The sequence below is a fragment of the Pseudomonas multiresinivorans genome, from assembly GCF_012971725.1.
GTDB lineage: Bacteria > Pseudomonadota > Gammaproteobacteria > Pseudomonadales > Pseudomonadaceae > Pseudomonas > Pseudomonas multiresinivorans.
This window is the reverse complement of record NZ_CP048833.1, coordinates 5587844-5605812: the sequence shown is the minus strand read 5'-3', so window position 1 is coordinate 5605812 and position 17969 is coordinate 5587844. Positions and strand designations below refer to the sequence as shown.

1 protein-coding gene is annotated in these 17969 nt (G+C 67.0%); it reads left to right on the top strand.

Annotated elements, in window-relative coordinates:
• Nucleotides 1–514: 514 nt before the first annotated feature.
• On the top strand, nucleotides 515–17650 hold the full coding sequence (locus G4G71_RS25625; protein ID WP_169941206.1) for an Ig-like domain-containing protein: 17136 nt from the start codon (nucleotides 515–517) through the stop codon (nucleotides 17648–17650).
• Nucleotides 17651–17969 lie beyond the last annotated feature (319 nt).

The window sequence follows — 17969 nt, the reverse complement described above, 5'->3', positions numbered from 1 at the left end:
GCTGCGGGGTTTTTTCTTTTTTGGGGCCCGGATGTGCCCACTAGCCAGTCATGGCACTGGTCGCGGTGAAGGCGTTATGCCCTCTTTACGATCCCGAAAGTCTCGGTTCACACCTCATCCCATTCCTACCCGCTGTGCGTAACAGGCGAGCCAGACACGTCGGGGCGTCTCGTCGGCGCACTGGCTCAGTGGGCGCGGGATTAGGAATCATCTGATGTCAGTGGGAAATGGCCCTACGGATACTTCTGACAGTATCCACGGGAGTCTTCGTGACGTGCCTGCTTATGAGCACGGACCAGCGGAAAGCTCCACCGGCCTTTCGACACTCAATTCCAATAGTTCCACTGCCTCCCCCCGATCAGCCGGCCCCCGCTTGCCTGTCGCAGAGACGAGTCATCGAGCCCCGTGGTTGTAGAAGGTCGCAAGCCTGTTGGTTTGCGACCGCCCTTGTGATCGGGAATGACGACGGTTCTGCCGCCTTCGTTCCCATGACTGCCGAGTTCCGAGGCCCATCATGGCTAAAACAATCGTTGTAATTGACAAGGCGACCCACGCGGCCACCCAGATCAACCAGGCTGACCTGACCCTTCGCGCACCCTCGGTGGTGAAGCTGGCCCTGAGCAAGGAGCAGGTAGTCAGCATGGTCCGCGAGGGCAATGCGCTGGTGATCAAGACCCTGGACGGCGAGACTATCGTCATCCACGGGTTCTTCGGGGCGCCCGGCGACCCGAACAGCGATCTGGTACTCGACAGCGGCGACGGCCATTACTGGGTTGCCGACGTCAACGATTCAGGTTCCGTCTTTGCCGGTTACAGCGATGTCGACTCGGTCGAGTCGCTGCTGGTGGCGGAGAGCGGCGATCAGGGCGCGCTGCCCTGGGTACTGGGTGGCCTGGCGCTGGTTGCCGGTGGCGTTGCCGCTTCCAACAGTGGCGGCGGTGGTGGCGGGCATCACGGCGGCAGCGGGCTCAAGGCTCCCACCGCCGATCTGCAGGCTGGTGAAGCGGGCGGGCTGATCGTCAGCGGCACGACCAGCCCTGGCGCCAGTGTGACCGTGACCTTCCCGGATGGCTCCAGCACGACCGTGGTGGCGGATGCCAACGGTCACTACCAGGCGTCCACGTCCACGCCGCAGAGCAGCGGTGGCGTGGATGTTCACGTCGAGGATGGCAAGGGCAACAGCAGCAACGCCCATGTCGACTACACCGATACCACTGCACCGAATGCACCCAGCATCGAGGTGACCACCAACGCCGACGGCAGCGTGACCGTCAGTGGTAGTGCGGAACCGGGTAGCACGGTCACCGTCACCTATCCCGATGGCAGTACCGGCAGCATCGTCGTCGGCGAGGACGGCGGCTATAGCATCACGTCGCCGCCCGACCAACCTTCGGGCGACCTGACGGCCAGCGCCACCGACAATGCCGGCAATACCAGCCCTGGGACCCAACTGCCCTACGTCGACACCACGCCGCCGGCAGCGCCGAGCATCAGCGTCACTGAAAACGCCGATGGCGGCCTCACCATCAGTGGCAGCGCCGAAGCCGGCAGCATCGTCACCGTTACCTTCCCGGATGGCTCGGTGGGTAACGTCATGGCTGACAGCAATGGCCAGTACAGCATCACCACCCATGTGCCCCAGGCCAGTGGCAATGTCAGCGCCAGCGCCACCGACGTCTATGGCAACACCGGTGAGCCCGGCAATCTGGCCTACGTCGACAGCACCCCGCCGGATGCGCCGCTGCTCGATCCGCTGGTTACCCTCTTTGGTGGCTCTGTCACCGTCTGCGGTAGCGCCGAACCGGGCTGCACCGTCACCGTGACTTTCCCGGACGGATCCACTGGTACCACGGTCGCCGATGCGAGCGGCGCCTTCTCGGTGACCTCCGCTGGTCCGCAGCCCAATGGTGAAGTCAGCGCAACGGCTACCGACCTGGACGGCAACACCGGCCCGGCCGCCACTGATAATTTCGCCGACAGCACCGCGCCCGACGCTCCCATGCTGGGCCCGATCATTACCAACGAAGATGGCAGCGTCACCGTCGGCGGTACCGCCGAGGCGGGCAGCACCGTTACAGTGACCTATCCGGATGGCTCCACCGGCTCCGTGGTGGTGGGCGAAGACGGCAGCTTCAGCCTCACTTCGCCGGAGAATCAGCCCAGCGGTGAGATCAGCGTCAACGCCACTGACGAAGCCGGCAATACCGGTCCATCGTCCAGCGAAAACTTCACCGACACCACCGCGCCGGATGCACCGAGCGTCACCGTCACGGCGAATACCGACGGCGGCCTGACCGTGACCGGCAGCGCCGAACCGGGCTCGACCGTCACCGTCACCTTCCCGGACGGCTCCACCGGCACTGCCACCGCTGGCAGCGATGGCAGCTATGACATCACCACCCAAGTCCCGCAGACCAGCGGTGAGGTCAGCGCCACCGCGACCGACGCGGCTGGCAATACCGGGGGGGCGACCAGCTTCAGCTACACGGACAGCACCGCGCCGGAAGCGCCGGTACTCGACCCGATCGTCACCAACGACGACGGCAGCATTACCGTTGGCGGTAGTGCCGAGCCGGGTAGCACCGTGACGGTCACCTATCCCGATGGCAGCACCGATTCTGTGGTTGTGGGTGAGGATGGCAACTTCAGCATCACCTCGCCGGAGAACCAACCCACCGGCGAAGTCAGCGTCAATGCCACCGACGAAGCGGGCAACACCGGTGCCTCGGTGACCGAGAACTACACCGACACCACCGCCCCGGAGGCACCGAGCGTCACCGTTACGGCCAATGCCGACGGTGGTCTGACTGTGACCGGTAGCGCTGAGCCGGGTACGACCGTGACCGTGACTTACCCGGATGGCACCATCGGTACGGCGACTGCCGGCTCCGATGGCAGCTACAGCGTCACCACGAACGTGCCGCAGACCAGCGGCGACGTCAGTGCGAGCGCGACCGACACCGCTGGCAATACCGGCGACAGCACTACTCAGGTCTACACCGACAGCACCGCGCCGGAGGCGCCAGTCCTCGACCCCATCGTCACCAACGACGACGGCAGCATCACCATTGGCGGTTCGGCCGAACCAGGCAGCACCGTGACCGTCACCTACCCGGATGGCAGCACCGGCTCGGTGGTCGTCGGTGAGGATGGCAACTTCAGCATCACCTCGCCGGAGAATCAGCCCACTGGCGAAATCAGCGTCAACGCCACTGACGAAGCGGGCAATACTGGCGCTTCGGTGACCGAGAGCTACAGCGACACCACCGCACCGGATGCACCGAGCGTCACCGTCACGGCCAATGCCGATGGCGGCCTGACTGTGACCGGTAGCGCCGAGCCCGGCACGACTGTCACCGTCACCTTCCCGGACGGTTCCACCGGCAGCGCCACGGCGGGCGGCGACGGCAGCTACGACATCACGACCCATGTTCCGCAGACCAGCGGCGACGTGACTACAACGGCAACGGACGCCGCTGGCAACACCGGTGACTCCACCACCCAGAGCTACACCGATAGCACCGCACCGGAAGCGCCGGTACTTGGCCCGATCGTCACCAACGACGACGGCAGCGTCACCATTGGTGGTTCGGCTGAGCCGGGCAGCACCGTGACCGTCACCTATCCGGACGGCAGCACCAACTCCGTGGTCGTTGGTGAAGACGGCAGCTTCACCATGACGTCGCCGGAGAACCAACCCACCGGAGAGATCAGCGTCAACGCCACTGACGAAGCCGGCAACACCGGCCCGTCGGCCAGTGAAAGCTTCACCGATACCACTGCGCCGGAAGCACCGAGCGTGAACGTCACGGCCAACGCCGATGGCGGCCTGACCGTGACCGGTATGGCAGAGGCGGGCAGTACCGTCACCGTGATCTATCCGGATGGCAGCACCGGTACGGCGACTGCCGGCTCCGATGGCAGCTACAGCGTCACCACTCACGTCCCGCAAACCAATGGCGAGGTCAGCGCGAGTGCGATCGACGCCGCTGGCAATACCGGCGACGCCACGACTCAGAGCTACACTGACAGCACCGCACCGGAAGCGCCGGTCCTCGGTCCGATCGTCACCAACGACGACGGCAGCATCACCATTGGCGGTTCGGCAGAGCCGGGCAGCACCGTGACGGTCACCTATCCCGATGGCAGCACCGATTCTGTGGTCGTGGGTGAGGATGGCAACTTCAGCATCACCTCGCCGGAGAACCAACCCACCGGCGAAATCAGCGTCAATGCCACCGACGAAGCGGGCAATACCGGCGCTTCGGTGACCGAGAACTACGTGGACACCACCGCACCGGAGGCACCGAGTGTCAACGTCACGGCCAATGCCGACGGTGGCCTGACCGTGACCGGCAGCGCCGAGCCGGGCACCACCGTCACCGTCACCTTCCCGGACGGCTCCACCGGCAGCGCCACGGTGGGCAGCGACGGCAGTTACGAGATCACCACCCACGTCCCGCAAACCAGTGGCGAGGTCAGCGCGAGCGCGACCGATGCCGCCGGTAATACTGGCGACAGCACCACCCAGGGCTACATCGACAGCACCGCGCCGCAAGCGCCGGCCCTCGATCCCATCGTCACCAACGGTGATGGCAGTGTCACTGTCGGCGGCTCGGCTGAGCCGGGTAGCACCGTCACCGTGACCTACCCGGATGGCACCACCGGCAGCGTGGTGGCAGGTGAGGACGGCAGCTTCAGCATCACCTCGCCCGCCAACCAGCCGAGTGGCGACGTAAGCGCCAAGGCTACCGACGAAGCCGGTAACACCGGCCCGGCAGCCACCGGCGAGTTCGCCGATACCACCGCGCCCGACGCGCCGGGTGTCACCGTCAGCGCGAATGCCGACGGCGGTCTCACCGTCAGCGGCAGCGCGGAAGCGGGCAGCACCGTCACCGTGACTTTCCCGGATGGCACCACTGCGACCGTCACCGCCGGCGATAACGGCGAATACAGCGTCACGACCCATGTGCCGCAGACCAGCGGTGACGTCAGCGCCAGCGCGACCGACGCCGCCGGCAATACCGGCGATGCCACGACTCAGAGCTACACCGACAGCACCGCGCCGGAGGCGCCGGTACTCGACCCGATCGTCACCAACGACGATGGCAGCATCACCGTTGGCGGTAGTGCCGAGCCGGGCAGCACCGTGACGGTCACCTATCCGGATGGCAGCACCGGTTCCGTGGTGGTGGGGGAGGATGGCTCCTGGTCGATTACCTCGCCGGAAGATCAGCCCACCGGCGAAGTCAGCGTCAACGCTACCGATGAAGCGGGCAACACCGGCGCCTCGGTGACCGAGAACTACGCCGACACCACCGCGCCGGATGCACCGAGCGTGAACGTCACGGCCAATGCCGACGGCGGCCTGACCGTGACCGGCTCGGCGGAGGCGGGCAGTACAGTCACCGTGACCTTCCCCGATGGAAGCACCGGCACAGTGACCGCGGCTAGCGATGGTAGCTACAGCATCACCTCGAATGTTCCGCAGACCAGCGGTGACGTCAGCGCGAGCGCGACCGACGCCGCTGGCAATACCGGCGATTCGACCACCTTGAGCTATGCCGACAGCACCGCCCCGCAAGCGCCGGTACTCGACCCCATCGTCACCAACGATGATGGCAGTGTCACCGTCGGCGGCTCGGCAGAGCCGGGCAGCACCGTGACGGTCACCTACCCGGATGGCAGTACTGGCAGCGTGGTCGTCGGTGACGACGGCAGCTTCAGCATGACCTCGCCAGAGAACCAGCCCACCGGTGAGATCAGCGTCAACGCCACCGACGAAGCCGGCAACACCGGTCCGTCGGCCAGCGAAAGCTACACCGACACTACCGCGCCGGAGGCGCCGAGCGTGAGCGTCACGGCCAATGCCGATGGTGGCCTGACTGTGACCGGTAATGCCGAGCTGGGCACCAGCGTGACCGTGACCTACCCGGATGGCAGCACCGGCACGGCGACTGCCGGCTCCGATGGCAGCTACAGCGTCACCACGAACGTGCCGCAGACCAGCGGCGACGTCAGCGCGAGCGCGACGGACGCGGCGGGCAACACCGGCGACGCCACCATTCAGAGCTACACCGACAGCACGGCGCCCGAAGCTCCGGTACTCGATCCCATCGTCACCAACGAAGATGGCAGCATCACCGTCGGCGGCAGCGCCGAGCCGGGTAGCACCGTCACCGTCACCTACCCGGATGGCAGCACCGGCTCCGTGGTCGTCGGTGACGACGGCAGCTTCACTATGACCTCGCCGGAGAACCAGCCCACCGGTGAAATCAGCGTCAACGCCACCGACGAAGCGGGCAATGCCGGTGCCTCGGTGACCGAGAACTACACCGACACCACCGCCCCGGATGCACCGAGCGTTACCGTCACGGCCAATGCGGACGGCGGCCTGACCGTTAGCGGCACGGCAGAGGCGGGCAGCACCGTCACAGTGACCTACCCGGATGGCAGCACCGGCACCGCAACCGCCGGTTCCGACGGCAGCTACAGCGTCACCACGAACGTGCCGCAGACCAGCGGCGACGTCAGCGCGACGGCGACCGACGCGGCCGGCAACACGGGCGACGCAACCACCCAGTCCTACGCCGATACGACCGGTCCTGAGGCGCCTGTCCTCGATCCGGTCGTCACCAACGAAGACGGCAGCATCACAGTCGGCGGCAGCGCGGAGCCGGGCAGCACCGTCACCGTCACTTACCCGGATGGCAGCACTGGCTCCGTGGTGGTTGGCGAAGACGGCAGCTTCAGCCTCACCTCGCCGGAAAACCAGCCCACTGGCGAAATCAGCGTCAACGCCACCGACGAAGCCGGCAATACTGGCGCCTCGGTGACCGAGAACTACGCCGACACCACCGCGCCGGATGCGCCAAGCGTCACCGTCACGGCCAATCCCGATGGCGGCCTGACCGTGGCTGGCAGCGCCGAGCCGGGCACGACTGTCACCGTCACCTTCCCTGACGGCAGCACCGCCACCGCAACAGCCGGCGGCGACGGCAGCTACGAAATCACCACTCACGTCCCGCAAACCAGTGGCGAGGTCAGTGCCAGTGCGAGCGATGCTGCCGGCAATACCGGCGACTCGAGCACGGTCACCTATACCGACAGCACCGCGCCGCAAGCACCGGCCCTCGACCCGATCGTTACCAACGACGATGGCAGCGTCACCGTCGGCGGCAGCGCCGAGCCGGGCAGCACTGTCACCGTCACTTATCCGGATGGAAGTACTGGCTCTGTGGTAGCGGGCGAGGACGGCAGCTTCAGCATCACTTCGCCGGGCAACCAGCCCAGCGGTGACGTGAGCGCCAAGGCTACTGACGAGGCCGGCAATACTGGCCCGTCTGCTACTGGCGAGTTTGCCGACACCACCGCGCCGGGTGCGCCGAGCGTCAACGTTACCGCCAATGCCGATGGCGGCCTGACCGTGACTGGCACGGCGGAAGCCGGTAGCACCGTAACCGTCACCTTCCCGGATGGCACCACCGGCTCCGCTACGGCGGGTGGCGATGGCAGCTACAGCATCACCACCACGGTCCCGCAAACCACGGGTGACGTGAGCGCCAGCGCGACCGACGCCGCCGGCAATACCGGCGATGCCACCACCCAGGGCTACATCGACGGCACCGCGCCGGAAGCACCGGTACTCGATCCCATCGTCACCAACGAGGACGGCAGCATCACCGTCGGAGGCAGCGCCGAGCCGGGCAGCACCGTCACCGTGACTTATCCGGATGGCTCCACCGGCAGCGTAGTCGTCGGTGAAGACGGTTCCTGGTCGATCACCTCGCCGGAAGATCAACCCACCGGCGAAGTCAGCGTCAACGCCACCGACGAAGCCGGTAATACCGGTGCCTCGGTGACCGAGAACTACGCCGATACCACCGCGCCGGATGCACCAAGCGTCAACGTCACGGCGAATGCCGACGGTGGCCTGACCGTGTCCGGCACGGCTGAGGCGGGCAGCACTGTTACCGTGACCTTCCCGGATGGCAGCACCGGCGCCGCGACCGCGGGTTCCGATGGCAGCTACAGCGTGACCACCACGGTTCCGCAAACCACGGGTGACGTGAGCGCCAGCGCGACCGACGCCGCTGGCAATACCGGCGATGCCACCATTCAGAGCTACACCGACAGCACGGCGCCCGAAGCTCCGGTACTCGATCCCATCGTCACCAACGAAGATGGCAGCATCACCGTCGGCGGCAGCGCCGAGCCGGGCAGCACCGTCACCGTGACCTATCCGGATGGCTCCACCGGCAGCGTAGTCGTCGGTGAAGACGGTTCCTGGTCGATCACCTCGCCGGAAGATCAACCCACCGGCGAAGTCAGCGTCAACGCCACCGACGAAGCTGGTAACACCGGTGCTTCGGTGACCGAGAGCTATACCGATACCACCGCGCCGGATGCGCCGAGCGTCACCGTCACGGCGAATGCTGACGGCGGCCTGACCGTGACTGGCACGGCAGAGGCGGGCAGCACCGTTACCGTTACCTTCCCGGATGGCTCTACCGGTACTGCCACCGCCGGCAGCGATGGCAGCTACAGCGTCACCACCACCGTTCCGCAAACCACCGGCGACGTCAGCGCTACCGCGACCGACGCGGCTGGCAATATCGGCGACGCCGCCACCCAGGCCTACACCGACAGCACCGCGCCGCAAGCGCCGATCCTCGACCCGATTGTCACCAACGAAGACGGCAGCATCACTATCGGCGGCTCGGCAGAACCGGGCAGCACCGTCACAGTCACTTACCCGGATGGCAGCACTGGCTCCGTGGTGGTGGGCGAAGATGGCAGCTTCAGCGTCACTTCGCCGGAGAACCAGCCCACCGGTGAAATCAGCGTCAACGCCACCGACGAAGCCGGCAACACCGGTGCCTCGGTGGCTGAGAACTACACCGATACCACCGCCCCGGACGCGCCGAGCGTCACCGTCACGGCCAATGCTGATGGCGGCCTGACCGTGGCTGGCAGCGCCGAGCCAGGCACGACCGTGACCGTCACCTTCCCGGATGGATCCACCGGTACTGCCACCGCCGGCAGTGACGGCAGCTACAGCGTCACCACCACGGTTCCGCAAACTACCGGTGACGTCAGCGCCAGCGCGACCGACGCGGCTGGCAATATCGGCGACGCCACCACCCAGGCCTACACCGATAGCACCGCGCCGCAAGCGCCGATCCTCGACCCGATCGTCACCAACGAAGACGGCAGCATCACCATCGGTGGTTCGGCCGAGCCGGGCAGCACCGTCACCGTGACCTATCCCGACGGCAGCACCGGCAGTGTCGTGGCGGGCGAGGACGGCAGCTTCACCCTCACTTCACCGGACAATCAGCCCACCGGTGAAATCAGCGTCAACGCCACCGACGAAGCCGGTAATACCGGTGCCTCGGTGACCGAGAACTACACCGACACCACCGCACCGGATGCACCAAGCGTCAACGTCACGGCGAATGCCGACGGTGGCCTGACCGTGTCCGGCACGGCTGAGGCGGGCAGCACCGTTACCGTGACCTTCCCGGATGGCAGCACTGGCGCCGCGACTGCGGGTTCCGATGGCAGCTACAGCGTGACCACCACGGTGCCGCAAACCACCGGTGAGGTCAGCGCGACCGCCACCGACGCCGCCGGCAACACGGGCGACGCCACTGCGCAGAGCTACACCGACAGCACCGCTCCGCTGGCGCCTGTGCTCGACCCGCTGGTGACCAACGAGGATGGCAGCGTCACCATCGGTGGCTCGGCCGAGCCGGGCAGCACGGTGACCGTGACCTATCCGGACGGAACCACCGGCAGCGTGGTGGCTGGTGAGGATGGCAGCTTCACCCTCACGTCCCCCGCCGGCCAGCCCAGTGGCGACGTCACCGCCAAGGCCACCGACGAAGCCGGCAATACCGGTCCATCGGTTACCGGCGAGTTTGCCGATACCACCGCCCCGGACGCGCCGAGCGTCACCGTCACGGCCAATGCCGACGGCGGCCTGACCGTGGCCGGTACTGCCGAGGCGGGTAGCACGGTGACCGTGACCTTCCCGGACGGCAGCACCGCGACCGCCACGGCGGGTGGCGATGGCAGCTACAGCATCACCACCCACGTGCCGCAGACCAGTGGAGAAGTCAGCGCGACTGCCACTGACACGGCCGGCAACACCGGCGATGCCACCACCCAGACCTATACCGACAGCACCGCGCCGCAAGCGCCGGTCCTCGATCCGGTCGTCACCAACGAAGACGGCAGCATTACCGTCGGCGGTAGCGCCGAGCCGGGCAGCACCGTCAACGTCACCTACCCGGACGGCTCCAGCGGCTCCGTGGTAGCGGGTGAGGACGGCTCCTGGTCGATCACCTCGCCGGACAACCAGCCCAGCGGCGAGATCAGCGTCAATGCCACCGACGAGGCCGGTAATACCGGTGCCTCGGCGACCGAGAGCTACACCGACACTACCGCGCCGGATGCGCCGAGCGTGAATGTCGTCGCCAATGCCGACGGCGGTCTGACCGTGAGTGGCAGCGCGGAGGCGGGCAGCACCGTCACCGTGACCTTCCCCGATGGTTCCACCGACACCGTCACGGCGGGCAGCGATGGCAGCTACAGCATCACCACGAACGTGCCGCAGACCAGCGGCGACGTGTCCGCCAGCGCCAGTGATTCGGCTGGCAACGTGGGCGACAGCACCACCGTGGGCTACACCGACACCGCCGCTCCGCAGTCGCCGAGCGTGACGGTCAGCGCCAACGACGACGGCGGATTGACCGTCAGCGGCAGTGCGGAGGCGGGTAGCACCGTCACCGTGACCTTCCCGGACGGCTCGACCGCCTCGGTGACCGCTGGCAGCGACGGCAGCTACGAAATCACCACCCACGTCCCGCAGACCAGCGGTGAGGTCAGCGCCAGCGCTACTGATGCCGCTGGCAATGCCGGCGCGCCCACCGTCGAGAACTACACCGACACCCAGGGCCCGCAGGCACCTAGCGTGAACGTGACGGCGAATGCCGACGGCGGCCTGACGGTTGCCGGCAGCGCCGAACCGGGCAGCAGCGTGACCGTGACCTTCCCCGATGGCAGCACCGCGACGACCACGGCCAGCAACGACGGCAGCTACAGCGTCACCACCACGACTCCGCAAACCACCGGTGAAGTCAGCGCCAACGCCACCGATGCCGCCGGCAACACTGGCGCTGCGGCAACCGTGGACTACACCGACAGCGGCGCGCCGCTGGCACCGAGCGTGAATGTCAGCGCCAATGCCGACGGCGGCCTGACCGTGACTGGCACGGCGGAGGCGGGTAGCACCGTCACCGTGACCTTCCCGGATGGCAGCACTGGCACGGCGACCGCGGGCACCGATGGCAGCTACAGCTTCACCACCCACGTCCCGCAAACCAGCGGTGACGTCAGCGCAAGCGCCACTGATGCCGCTGGCAATGCCGGCGCATCGACGGTCGAGTCCTACACTGACAACACCGCGCCGCTGGCACCGGAGCTGGACCCGCTGGTGACAAACGGCGATGGCAGCGTCACCCTCACCGGCAGCGCCGAAGCGGGCAGCACCGTGACCGTAACCTTCCCGGACGGCACCACCGGTTCCGTGGTCGCGGGCAGCGATGGCACCTTCAGCATCACCTCGCCGGCGGGTCAGCCCAACGGCGATGTCACCGCCAAAGCCACTGACGAAGCGGGCAATACCGGCCCGTCGGCCACCGGCGAGTTCGCCGACACCACCGCACCGGATGCGCCGAGCGTGAACGTCAGCGCCAATGCCGATGGCGGCCTGACCGTGACGGGCATGGCGGAAGCGGGAAGTACCGTGACCGTGACCTTCCCGGATGGCAGCAGCACCACCACGACCGCGGGCAGCGACGGTGCCTATAGCGTCACCACGACAGTGCCGCAGACCACGGGTGAAGTCAGCGCCACGGCGACCGACAGCGCCGGCAATACCGGCGACGCCGCCACGGTGAACTACGCCGACACCGGCGCGCCGCAGTCGCCGAGCGTGAACGTCAGCGCCAATGCCGATGGCGGCCTGACCGTGACAGGTACGGCGGAGGCGGGCAGCACCGTCACCGTGACCTTCCCGGATGGCAGCACTGGCACCGCAACTGCGGGTTCCGACGGCAGCTACAGCGTCACCACGACGGTTCCGCAAACCAGCGGTGAAATCAGCGTGACCGCCACCGATGCGGCCGGCAATATCGGCGACGCCGCCACGGTGGACTACACCGACACCGGCGCACCGTTGGCGCCAAGCGTGAACGTCAGCGCCAACACCGACGGCGGCCTGACCGTGGCGGGTACGGCGGAGGCGGGCAGCACCGTCACCGTGACCTTCCCGGATGGCAGCAGCGGCACCGCGACTGCCGGCGCCGATGGCAGCTACAGCGTCACCACTCACGTTCCGCAAACCAGCGGTGAGGTCAGTGCGGCCGCCACCGATGCGGCCGGCAATACCGGCGACCCGGCCACGGCGGACTACACCGACACCGCTGCGCCGCTGGCACCGAGCGTGAATGTCGTCGCCAATGCCGATGGCGGCCTGACCGTGACGGGCACGGCGGAAGCGGGCAGCACCGTGACCGTGACCTTCCCCGATGGCACCACCGGCGCGGCCACCGCCGGTTCTGATGGCAGCTACAGCGTCACCACCCAGGTGCCGCAGACCACCGGCGAGGTCAGCGCGTCCGCCACCGATGCCGCGGGTAATGCCGGCGCGTCGACGGTCGAGCCCTACACCGACAACACCGCGCCCCTGGCGCCGGTACTCGATCCGCTGGTGAACAATGCCGATGGTAGCGTCACCGTCAGCGGCAGCGCTGAAGCGGGCAGCAGCGTCACTGTCACCTACCCGGATGGCACCAGCGGATCGGTCACCGCCGGTTCCGATGGTCGCTTCAGCGTCACCTCGCCGGTCGGACAGCCCAGTGGTGAGGTCAGTGCCAGCGCCAGCGATGCCGCCGGCAACGCCGGCCCGTCGGCCAGCGCCACCTTCACCGACACCACCGCGCCGGACGCTCCGAGCGTCAATGTCACGGCGAACGCCGACGGCGGCCTGACCGTGACGGGTACGGCCGAGGCGGGCAGCACCGTCACCGTCACCTTCCCGGATGGCACCAGCGGCACGGCAGTCGCCGGCACCGACGGTAGCTACAGCGTCACCACCCACGTGCCGCAGACCACGGGCGAAGTCAGTGCACAGGCAACCGACGCTGCCGGCAATGATGGCTCGGCCACCACCGCCACGTACACGGACACCAGCTTGCCGCTGGCGCCGGTGCTCGACCCGCTGGTGAACAATGCGGATGGCAGCGTTACTGTCAGTGGCAGCGCCGAAGCGGGCAGCAGCGTCACCGTCACCTACCCGGATGGCACCACTGGATTGGTGACCGCCGGGACCGATGGCCGCTTCAGCGTCACCTCGCCGGTTGGCCAGCCCAGCGGCGAAGTCAGCGCCAGCGCTACCGACCTGGCCGGTAACGCCGGACCGGCAGCGACGGCCGACTTCACCGACACCACCGCACCGGGTGCGCCGAGCGTGAACATCACCGTCAACGCCGATGGCGGCCTGACGGTGACAGGGATGGCAGAGGCGGGCAGCACCGTCACCGTGACCTTCCCCGGCGGCACCACCGGTACGGCCATCGCCGGTTCCGACGGAGGCTACAGCGTCACCACCCACGTCCCGCAGAGCACGGGCGAAGTCAGCGCCGCCGCCACCGACGCGGCCGGAAACACCGGCGCATCCGCCTCCGCGGACTACGCCGACAGCACCGCGCCGCTGGCACCCAGCGTGCTGGTCAACGCCAATGCCGACGGTACCCTGGTGGTCAGCGGCAACGCCGAAGCCGGTAGCCAGGTCACCGTGACCTTCCCGGATGGCACGCAGCAGACCGTCACCGCCAGCGCCGCGGGCACCTACAGCGTCACCAGCGCCGGGGCCCAGAGCAGCGGCGAGGTCAGCGCCGTGGCCACCGACACCGCCAGTAACAGCAGCGAGAGCGGCAGCGCGCACTACGCGCTGGCGACCGTCAGCGGCATTTCCGAAGACAACGGCCTGAACAGCGGCGACTTCATCACCAACGACAACACCCTGGTGGTCAGCGCCACCGTGGACGGCCAGCTCAATGCCGGCGACAAGGTGCAGATCTCCGTCGACGGCGGCCAGACCTGGCACGACGCCGTGGACCAGGGCAACGGCACTTATGTCTTCGATAACAGTGGCACGGTCATGGGCGATGGCGACTATGTGTTCATGGCCCGCGTGATCGGCAGCGAAGGCAACGTCAGCCTGGCCGACAGCCAGGCAGTGCAGATCGATACCCAGGGACCGTCCGCCAGCCTGACCGTCACCTTCGATGGCATCAGCGACGACAACGGCTACCTCGGCAACGACTTCGTCACCAATGACAACACCCTGCTGTTCCGTGGCCACCTGAGCCAGAGCCTGGCGGCCGACGAGGGCGTGGAAATCAGCCTCGACGGCGGCCATACCTGGCAGCGCGTCGAGGTCAACGGCACCGACTGGACCTTCGACAACACCGGCAAGGCGTTGGGCGACGCGGAGTACGACGTGCAGGTGCGGGTGGTCGACGATGCCGGCAACGTCGGCAACAGCGCCGGCCACACCGTGGTGATCGATACCGACGGGCCAAGCGCCGACAAGACCATTACCCTCGACGCCATCAGCGACGACAACGGTGCCCAGGGCAATGACTTCATCACCAACGACAACACCCTGGTGTTCTCCGGCAAGCTGGGCGTTGCGCTAGGCGCCGGCGAAGGCGTGGAGATCAGCCTGGATGGCGGTCACACCTGGCAGCGCGCCGAAGTTTCCGGCACCGACTGGCGCTTCGACAACACCGGCAAGGTGATCGCCGACGGCAGCTACACCGTGGTCGTACGGGTGGTGGACGACGCCGGCAACATCGGCCAGAGCGCCCAGCATGACCTGAGCATCGACACCCAGGCGCCGACCTTCACCAGCTTCGTACTCGACCTGGATACCGCCAGCGACAACGGCAGCAGCACCACCGACAACAAGACCAGTGTGATGACGCCGAGCTTCACCGGCACCGTCGCCGGTCTCTCCGCGGCGGATGCTGCGGCGGCCGCGGCGGGCAAGATCACCGTGATGCTGTTCGACGACAAGAATGGCGACGGCGTCTACGGCCCGGGCGATGTGATCTATGCCCAGGACCTGACGCTGACGATGAACGGCACCGGTGGCACCTTCACCGTGACGCTGCCGTCGATGTTCGATGGCAGCTACAACATGAAGGCGGTGCTGGTGGACGAGGCGGGCAACCACTCGCAGGTCGGCCTGCTCGATAACAGCGCCGATGCCAGGCTGGTCATCGATGTGGCCGGTACGCCGTCGGTGGGCGCCAGCAACCAGGCAGCCGACGGTCTCGGCCTGTCGATGTCCTCCATCGGCGACTTCAACGGCGACGGATACGAGGACTTCGTGGTCTCCGCGCCACATGACATCTATGGCTCCACCGCTGCCTACCAGTCGGACATCTATGTGCTCTACGGCAGTGCCAATGGCCTGCCGTCGTTGAAGAATATCGACAACCTGACACCGGACCAGGGCTTCCGCATCAAGCAGACCGGTGTCACCGGCACCGGCGCCGACGTCGGTATCCAGGGACAACTGGTCACCAACCTCGGCGATATCAACGGCGACGGCTATGACGACTTCGCCATCACCGGCACATTGAACGACCGCGCCTACGTGATCTTCGGCCGCGAAGGCAACACCCTCAGCACCCTCGACCTGCTGAGTCTGGAGAACGGCGCCACCGCCAATGGCTTCGTGATCAAGAACAACAACACGGGTGGCTGGCCGGCCAACAGTATCAGCGGTGGCGACATCAATGGTGACGGCTATGCCGACCTGATCATCGGCTCGGCCGATGGCAACGGTGGCAACGGCATGTACGTGGTGCTCTATGGCCACGCCGGCAGCGCGGGCAGCTCTGCCTGGAGCAACCTGCTGCTGCGCAACTACGCCAGCGACGCCGATCCGGGTGGCCTGTACTACGCCACCGGTGCGACCTCGTCCACCCTCGGCTCGCGCGTGGAGAACCAGACCAACGTGCGCACCACCTATGCACCTGACGCCGATTCCGACCTCGGCTCGGTGATCAAGGTCATCGGTGACGTCAACGGCGACGGTTACGCCGACTACATCGTGACCGCACCGCGTGGTAACGGGTTGAATGGCAGCACCATCGCCAACAGTGGCACCGCCTACCTGATCTGGGGGAGCGCCAATGGCCTGGGCAACAGCTACAACCTGGCCAACCTCACTCCGGACCAGGGCGTGCGCCTGGTGGGTTCGGAAGCCGGCGAGTGGCTCGGCGGAGCGACCTACGACCAGGGTGGCGCGTCGCAGAGCGCGGGTCAGTGGTACGCCGAGTTCTCCTCGATCCAGAACATCGGCGATATCAATGGCGACGGTATCGAAGACTTCGCCATCGGTTCTCCGGGCTGGGGCGACTCGACTGCCGACACCACCGCACCGGGCCGCGTCTATGTGATCTACGGCAAGGAGAGCGGGGTGGCCTGGGGCGACATCAAGCTGGGCAACCTGAACGGCACCGATGGCTTCATCATCTCCAGCGGCAGCAATGGCACCGCCATCGGCGGCTCGAAGACCACTGCAGACGGCATGCTCGGCTATGCCGTCAGCTCCGGCGGCGACGTCAACGGCGACGGTATCGACGACTTCCTGATCGGCATGCCCGGCTACGACAACGGCGTCACCAACCGTGGCGCGGTGTACCTGGTCTACGGCCGTGCCGACGGCAGCTTCGACGCCAACACCGACCTGGACGCACTGGTCGCGGCCGGGCTGGCGGTGAAGTACACCGGGGTAAACGCCAATGACTATGCCGGTACCGGCCTGGCCATGGGCGATTGGAATGGCGACGGCATCGCCGACTATGGCTACGGCGTCTGGCAGAGCGACACGGGGGCGACCAACGCGGGGGGCTACAACATCTACAGCGGCTCCATCGCGCTGCTGACCCACAGCTACACCGTGGGTGACGATGAAATCTGGGCCGGCACCACCAGCCCGGGAGCGTCCGCCATCAACAACGGGGTGGACATCATCAGCGGTGGCCAGGGCAACGACATCATCCATGGCATCGGTACCGATACCACCGGCACCACCGATACCAGCGTGCAGCATGACGTGGCCATGGGCGGTGCCGGCAACGACACCATCGGCCTGGTCGGGACGACTTTCACGCGGGTCGACGGTGGCCTGGGCATCGATACCCTGAAGTTCGAGGCTTCCGGCCTGCAGCTGGATCTCACCAGCTACGGCACGCGGGTCAAGGGCTTCGAGATCTTCGACCTGGGCAGCAGCCAGGAGGGGAGTGGCAACAACACCCTCTCGCTGCGCCTCGCGGACGTGCTCAAGCAGGTCGACACCACCAGTGCCGAGGTGCCCAACCTGATGATCAAGGGTGACGGCAGCTCCACTGTGGACCTGGCCGAGACCGTCGGTTCCGGTGGCTGGGCAGTCAGCGGCAGCAAGACCGTGAACGGCGTCGACTACGACATCTGGCACAACGCGAGCATGGGGGGCAACACCAATGCGGACCTGCTGATCCAGCACGGCATCAACGTGGTCTGACGACCGGGCCGAGGGGCGCTGCCTGGCCGGCGCCTCTCGGCCTTGTCTGTGGCCGCGATTTTCCTGCCTGACCCCCGGGGTGCGCGTCGCGTCCCGGGGGTTGGGCGCTTGTCGTTTAGGAAACGTCTCATTCATGCGTCCGAGCGGGCTTCAGATAATGGCCCGGACGATTCGCAACAGGCCGTTCTGAGCGGCCTTCTTCTACAGCGGGCATCCCCAGGTCAGCCGTCCGGCGACCGCAGGCAGGCCCATCTCTCCACGCCCACCAAGGGCGCTGCAGACGAACGTCGCGTATCCAACGCGCGCCGGCACTCCAGGA

Coding starts and splice junctions, on each gene's coding strand:
- G4G71_RS25625 (WP_169941206.1), top strand. CDS start 515: ATGGCTAAAACAATCGTTGTAATTGACAAGGCGACCCACGCGGCCACC.